At 72.2% G+C, this 6,333-nt stretch carries 5 protein-coding genes and 1 pseudogene; 3 read left to right on the top strand and 3 right to left on the bottom strand.

Annotation, left to right across the window (positions count from 1 at the left end; translation table 11 throughout):
- Both JWR86_RS17585 and JWR86_RS17580 read right to left on the bottom strand, forming a co-directional pair.
- Positions 1–506 (bottom strand): annotated as a pseudogene (locus tag JWR86_RS17585) (hypothetical protein); the annotation flags it as partial.
- The gene (locus JWR86_RS17580) at positions 496–1,854 is read right to left on the bottom strand and encodes a lipopolysaccharide biosynthesis protein (RefSeq protein ID WP_299567854.1); all 1,359 of its coding nucleotides are present in this window, start codon (positions 1,852–1,854) and stop codon (positions 496–498) included. The gene JWR86_RS17580 and the pseudogene JWR86_RS17585, both read right to left, overlap by 11 nt.
- A 242-nt stretch (positions 1,855–2,096) precedes the next feature.
- On the opposite strand from JWR86_RS17580, the gene oxlT reads away from it, so the two are divergent.
- Both oxlT and JWR86_RS17570 read left to right on the top strand, forming a co-directional pair.
- A complete protein-coding gene (oxlT, locus tag JWR86_RS17575; protein WP_299567852.1) occupies positions 2,097–3,359 on the top strand; it encodes an oxalate/formate MFS antiporter in 1,263 nt (420 codons plus the stop codon).
- 60 nt (positions 3,360–3,419) lie between these two features.
- Positions 3,420–4,619 (top strand): amidohydrolase, encoded by a 1,200-nt coding sequence (locus JWR86_RS17570; RefSeq protein WP_299567850.1) that lies wholly within the window; start codon positions 3,420–3,422, stop codon positions 4,617–4,619.
- Here JWR86_RS17570 and JWR86_RS17565 read toward each other — a convergent pair.
- The gene (locus JWR86_RS17565; RefSeq protein ID WP_299567848.1) at positions 4,616–5,512 is read right to left on the bottom strand and encodes a 2-dehydropantoate 2-reductase; all 897 of its coding nucleotides are present in this window, start codon (positions 5,510–5,512) and stop codon (positions 4,616–4,618) included. The two genes, JWR86_RS17570 and JWR86_RS17565, sit on opposite strands and share 4 nt — an antisense overlap.
- 89 nt (positions 5,513–5,601) lie before the next feature.
- Between JWR86_RS17565 and JWR86_RS17560 the strand changes: the two genes are divergently transcribed.
- Positions 5,602–6,333: SDR family oxidoreductase (locus JWR86_RS17560; RefSeq protein WP_299567846.1), on the top strand; the 732-nt coding region annotated here is incomplete at its 3' end.

Here is a 6,333-nt window from a genome sequence, read left to right as displayed (position 1 = left end):
CGCCGGAGGTCGCACAGGGTGGCGCTGCGCAATCCGGCCGGCCCCGCCCGTTCGCCGAGCAGGCGCGCGGTCGCCCCCGCGAGCCGCAGGTGCGGCAGCAGGGCGCGGCCCCGGACGGCCGGGTCGCGGCAGAGGGCCCCGAGCAGGGCGTCTGCGGCGTCGGCGGCATGGTCGCGGTGCAGCAGGGGCGTGCCGCTGGTCTGAAAGACATGGCTCGCCGCGACGCCGAGCGGGAGCGGGACTCCGTAGCGGAACCGGGCCATTTCGAGCGGCAGGACCCCGATCAGCAGGGCCGCGCCCCCATCGATTGGAGCGCGCTCGACGCAGAGGAGATCAGGGACGCTGCGCTCGTTCAGGTGGCGGAGCCCCGCCAGCATGTAGGCGGCGGTGAAGAACGGGTTCTCCTCCAGCGCCTCGGCCGCAAGCCGGTCCCAGGCGGCTGCGAGCTCAGCGGCACGCAGGCCCGGCACGCGGCGAACGCGGACCGGGCCGAGCTCAGCCGGCACGGCCGGAGCCCACGGGCAGCGCGCCGAGCCGCCGCCAAGCCAGCCAGGCGAGCGCCGCCGAGCGGCCGACCAGAGCCGTCGCGGTGGCGAGCGCCGCGCCCACAATACCCAGGGTCGGGATCAGGACCAGCGCGAGAAGCAGGGTCAGCGGCAGCGCGACCGCATGGACGGCCGCGCAGACCCGCTCGCCGCCGGTCATCGTGAGGAGGTCCTCGCCCGGCCCGCACAGGGCTGCGAGCACGAGCCCCGCCGCGGCGATCGGCACCACCGGGGCGGCTGCCGCGAAGCCCGAGCCGAACAGCCCCAACAAGGGCCCGGCGAGAAGGGACAGGGTGATCGCCCCCGCCCCGCACAGCGCCGCCGTGGCCAAGGTCGCCCGGCGAGCCAGCCGCACGACGTCCTCGGCGCGGCCAAGCGCGAACAGGGCCGCGAAGCGCTGCGCGGTCGCGGCGGAGGCGGCGTAGCGAACGAGGTCCAGCATCTGCGTGAGCCGCGTCGCGGCGTAGTAGGCGGCCACCGACGGGGGTGGCAGGAACAGTCCAACGAGCAGCACGTCCATGTTGAGCAGCAGGATCTCGGTGCCGTCCACCAGGGCGACCGGTAGCGCGGTGCCGAGCCAGCGGCGGAGCTCGTAGCGGCGCGGCCCCGGCGGAATCCGGCGCCGGATCAGCCGGAGCACCAGCAGGCTCTGGCCGGCGACCCCGAGGAGAAGGCCGCCGATGGCGGCCAGCACCGCGCCGGCCGGATCGCCCGGAGCGGCGCCGAGCAGGAGCGCGGCGAAGACGACAAGCGTCGCGCCGTGCCGCACGACATAGGCGGGCGCGATGCCGGCAGCCGGCCTGTCGAAGGCTCGAGCCAGCGATTCGAGGATGTCCTGGACGGCCAAGAGCGGCACCGCCAGCATGGCCAGCGCCAGGGGTCGCCAGGCGGCGCTCTCGGCCACGTCCGGGAAAGCCCAGAGCAGCGCGACGGCGGCAGCCGCGACGAGCGCGCCGGTCAGGGCCACGACGCCCAGGCCGAACACCACGAAGCCCCGCACCGCCGGCGTGTCGCCGGTCGCGAGGGCGGCGGCCACGTGCCGGCAGACCGCCTGTGGCGTGCCGAAGGTGGCGAGGTGGCCCAGGATGGTGAGCCAGACGAGGGCCAGCGCGTAATGGCCGAAGCCGTCCGCGCCGAGCCACCGGGCGGCGGCCACCTGCCCGGCATAAGCGAGGGCGGCTCCGGCCAGGCGGGCAGCCAGCACGGCGGCGCCGTTGGAGGTTGCGATCTCCCTGACCAGCCGTGCGCCCTCATGGCTGAGGCGGGCCGGGGTCCAGAAACCGCGCGCGGCAGGGTGAGGGGTCAGCATGGCACTCCCGCGCTCCTCCCTACAGGCCGCGGCTTGCCGTTCCGTGAACCCGTTGCACGAGGTTCGGCCGGATCCCGAGCGCCCGGACGAGGCGGCGCGCCGCCCCTGCCCCGCCCCCCTCCGAAAGGACGAGGGTCCAAGACGGAACCGGGCTTGACGGACCTACGGGGGCTCCGCACGCTCCCGTTGCGGCACGCAGATTGCGTGGCTCGCGCGTCTCCTCCTGTCGCGAGTGTCGCCCCATGAGCGCCGTTCCGGTCTCCGCCATTCCCAGCACCGCCGCCAACACCCGCTGGATCCAGCTCGGATTGGCCCTCATCGTGATGATGGCCATCTCGTCTCCGCAATACGTCTGGACGCTGTTCACCAAGCCCTTCGGGGAGACCACCGGCGCGTCGCTTGCCGCACTCCAGATCACCTTCACGCTGGTGATCGTCCTGCAGACCTTCTTCTCGCCGGTGCAGGGCTATCTGATCGACCGGTTCAGCCCGAAGCTGATGATCGCCGTCGGGGCGGCGTTGTCCGGCCTCGGCTGGGTGCTGTCCGCCTACGCCACCAGCCTCATCGGCCTCTATCTCACCTACGGGCTCTTCTGCGGCATCGGCACCGGCATCGTCTATGTCGGCATCATCGGCCTGATGGTGAAGTGGTTTCCCGACCGGCGCGGCTTCGCGGTGGGCGTGGTGGCGGCCGGCTACGGCATGGGCGCCATGTTCACGAGCTTCCCGATCACGGCCATGCTGGAGAGTTCGGGCTACCAGAAGACCCTGATCACCTTCGGCTTCATCCTCGGCGCGATCGGGTTCGTGGCCGCGCTCGGGCTGCGTGCACCGCGCAGCGGCGAGATCTCGGTCCGGGCCTCGGTGCTCCAGGTCGCCGGGCGGGACACCAAGCCGGCCGACATGCTGCGGCAGCCGATCTTCTGGCTGATGTTCTGCATGATGACCATGATGTCGACCGGCGGCCTCATGGTGACCTCGAACTTCGCCAACTTCGCCCGCGATTTCGGGGTCGCCAACGCGCTGGTGTTCGGCCTCGCCGCCCTGCCCCTGGCGCTCACGTTCGACCGCATCATGAACGGTTTTACCCGCCCCTTTTTCGGCTGGGTGTCGGACCAGATCGGCCGCGAGAACACCATGACGATCGCCTTCATCCTCGAAGGCATCGCCATCGGCCTGCTCATCTACTTCCGCGAAAACCCCCTGATGTTCGTGTTCCTGTCAGGGGTTGTGTTCTTCGGCTGGGGCGAGATCTTCTCTCTGTTCCCGTCCACCCTGACCGACACGTTCGGCACCAAACACGCGACCACCAATTACGGGTTCCTGTACATCGCGCAGGGGATCGGCTCGATCCTGGGCGGCCCGGTGGCGGCGCTGCTGCGCGAGGCGACCGGGAGCTGGCTTCCGGTCTTCACGATCGTGATCGTGCTCGACATCCTGACCGGGCTGCTCGCCTATTTCGTGCTGAAGCCGAAGCGCGCCCGGCTCCTGGCCCGCTCTGCCTGAGGCGGGGGAGCGCGGGCGGGCGGGCTGGTCCGCCCGCCCCCCTCTCGGGTATGCGAGGGGATGGACACGATCGCCCACCCACTTCTGGCGGAACTCGAGCCCCTCCGGGCGGACCTCACGGCGCTTCGCCGCGATATCCACCGCCACCCCGAGATGGGGTTCGAGGAGCACCGGACGGCTTCGCTGGTTGCGGCGGAGCTTCGCGGCTACGGGCTCGCCGTCGCCGAGGGGATCGGCGGCACCGGGGTGGTCGGAACGCTCCGAGGCCGGCGACCCGGCAACCGGGCCCTCGCCCTGCGGGCCGACATGGACGCGCTCCAGATCGAGGAGCGCACCGGCCTGCCCTATGCCTCCGAGACCCCCGGCACCATGCATGCCTGCGGTCATGACGGGCACACCGTGATGCTGCTCGGCGCGGCCCGCCACCTGGCCGCTCGGCCCGATTTCGCGGGCGAGGTCCATTTCGTGTTTCAGCCGGCCGAGGAGGGCCGCGGCGGCGCCGCCCGGATGATCGCCGACGGGCTGTTCGAGCGGTTCCCCTGCGACGCGGTCTACGGCATGCACAACGCGCCCGGGCTGCCGGTCGGCCGCTTCCGGCTGCGGCCGGGGCCCATGATGGCTGCGGTGGACTTCTTCACGGTGACCTTTCGGGGAACCGGCGGCCATGGCGGCTCGACGCCGCATCTCGCCACCGACGTCACCATCGCGCAGGCGCATTTCTGCCTCGCGCTGCAAAACGTGATCGGCCGCAACGTGCCGGCCGTGGAGCCGGCCGTCGTGTCGATCGGCTCGATTCGGGGCGGCTCGCCGGATTCGCCGAACGTGATGCCGGCCGACCTCGTCATCACGGGCACCGTCCGGACGTTCTCGGAGACGGCCCGCGACATCGTGCAGCGTCGGCTGATCGAACTCGCACACGCCCATGCCGGCGCGCAGGGCTGCACCGCGGAGGTCGAATACGGCCGCTATGCGAGCGTGCTGGTGAACCATCCGGACCACACCACGATCGCTGCCGGGGCGGCCGCCGCGCTGGTCGGGCCGGAGGCGGTCGACGCCGACGCGCCGCCCATCACCGGCGGCGAGGACTTCGCCGACATGCTGCAGGTGAAGCCCGGCGCGTTCCTGTTCATCGGCAACGGCGTCGCGCCGGACGGCACCTTCCACGCCGTCCATACCCCGCATTACGATTTCAACGACGACATCCTGACGCTCGGCGCCGGCTATTGGGTCAGCCTCGTGCGCCAGGAACTCGCGGCCTAGTCGGTTCCATCGAGCCGATGCCCGCTCGCGGCCGCCAGGAGCGCCAGCAGTGTCCGGTTCACCGGAACGGCGAGGCCGTGCCGGTCGGCGGCCGCAACCAGCGCGCCGGTCAGGTGGGCATGTTCCAGGGGCCGCCCGGCGAGGCGGTCATAGAGCATGGACGTGCCCGATTCCGGGCGCAGCCGGGCAAAGCCACGCAGCGCGGCCTCGATGTCGGCCGGGCCGAGCTTTGCGCCCTCAGCGGCCGCAACCCGCACGGCCTCCTCCAGCACCGCCCGCATGAGGCCGGCGAGCTCCGGTTGCGCGAAGATGCGGCTGCGCCGCAGCGTCAGGGCCGTGAGCGGGTTCACCACGAGGTTCGACAGGAGCTTGCGCCAGGCGACCGTGAGCAGGTCCTCTTCCTGGGCAACCTCGAAGCCGCTGCCCGCGAAGAGTTCGGCCAGCTCGGCGCTGCCCGGACCGCGCTGCACGGCCAGTTTCGCGTTGCTGTAATGGACGATGCGGCCGGGGTGGGTTCGCTCCACGCTGCACCAGATCACGGCCGGCATGACGGCCGCGCCCGCCGCCACCGGCTCGACTCGCGCCCGGTGGTCGACCCCGTTCTGGACCGCGACGACCACGGTGTCCGGTCCGGCCAGGGCGGAGAGCCAGGGCGCGGCTCCGGCCGTGTCCTGGGCCTTGGTGGTCAGGAGGACCCAACGGGTCGGCCGGACCGCGCCGGGGTCGGTTGCCAGCCGCACCGGCACCTCACGCACCGTCCCGCCCTGCTCCACCGTGAGCCGGTCGAACGGCGTCCGGACGCACAGGGTCACGTCTCGCCCAGCCCCGGCCAGCGCGCCCGCCAGGTAGCCGCCGATGGCCCCGCTGCCGATGATTGCGACCGCCTCCCTCATCCGCTCTCTCCCTGCACGAGGTCGGCCCACCCGGCCGTCCGCCCCGGCTGCATAGCCACCGGGGGCAGGCCGGAACAGGCCCCGACCGCATGACCGACCCCCGTTGGACCGTGATCACCGGCGCTTCGAGCGGCATTGGCCTGGAAATGGCCCGGCTGGCGGCCCGGCGCGGCCGCTCCCTGGTGCTCACGGCGCGCCGGACGGACCGGCTGGATGCCCTCGCCGGCGAGCTTCGCGGCGGCGACGTCCGGGTCGAGACGGTCACCATGGACCTGCAGCGGCCGGACGGCGCCGAGGCGCTGCTGCGGGCCGTCGAGGAGCGCGGGATCACCGTCGACACGCTCGTCAACAATGCCGGGTTCGGGCTGCGCGGCGGCTTCCGGACCATGCCCTATGACGAGCAGATCGCCATGGTGGAGCTGAACTGCACCACCCTGACCCGGCTGTGCCGGCTGGTTCTGCCCGGCCTCGTCGAGCGGCGGCGCGGCGGCATCATCAACCTGTCCTCGATGGCAGCCTTCCAGGCGGTCCCGTTCATGTCGGCCTATGCCGCCACCAAGGCCTATGTGCTGCTGCTCTCGGAGGGCATGCACGAGGAGGTGCGGCGGCACGGCGTCACCGTGACGGCGGTCTGCCCGGGCCCCACCGCGACCGAGTTCCGCCTGCGGGCCAATCTCGAGAAGTCGAAGCTGTTTCAGGGCGGCGGCATGTCGGCCGTGGACGTCGCCCGCCTCGGGCTCGACGGCTACGAGGCGGGGCGGGCCGTGGTGATCCCCGGCGCCGGCAATCGGGCGCTCTCCGTCCTCAGCAAGGTCGTGCCC

It is taken from the genome of Enterovirga sp. (assembly GCF_028290205.1).
GTDB lineage: Bacteria > Pseudomonadota > Alphaproteobacteria > Rhizobiales > Beijerinckiaceae > Enterovirga.
The sequence above is the reverse complement of the archived record's forward strand: the minus strand, read 5'-3'. Positions and strand labels throughout refer to the sequence as shown.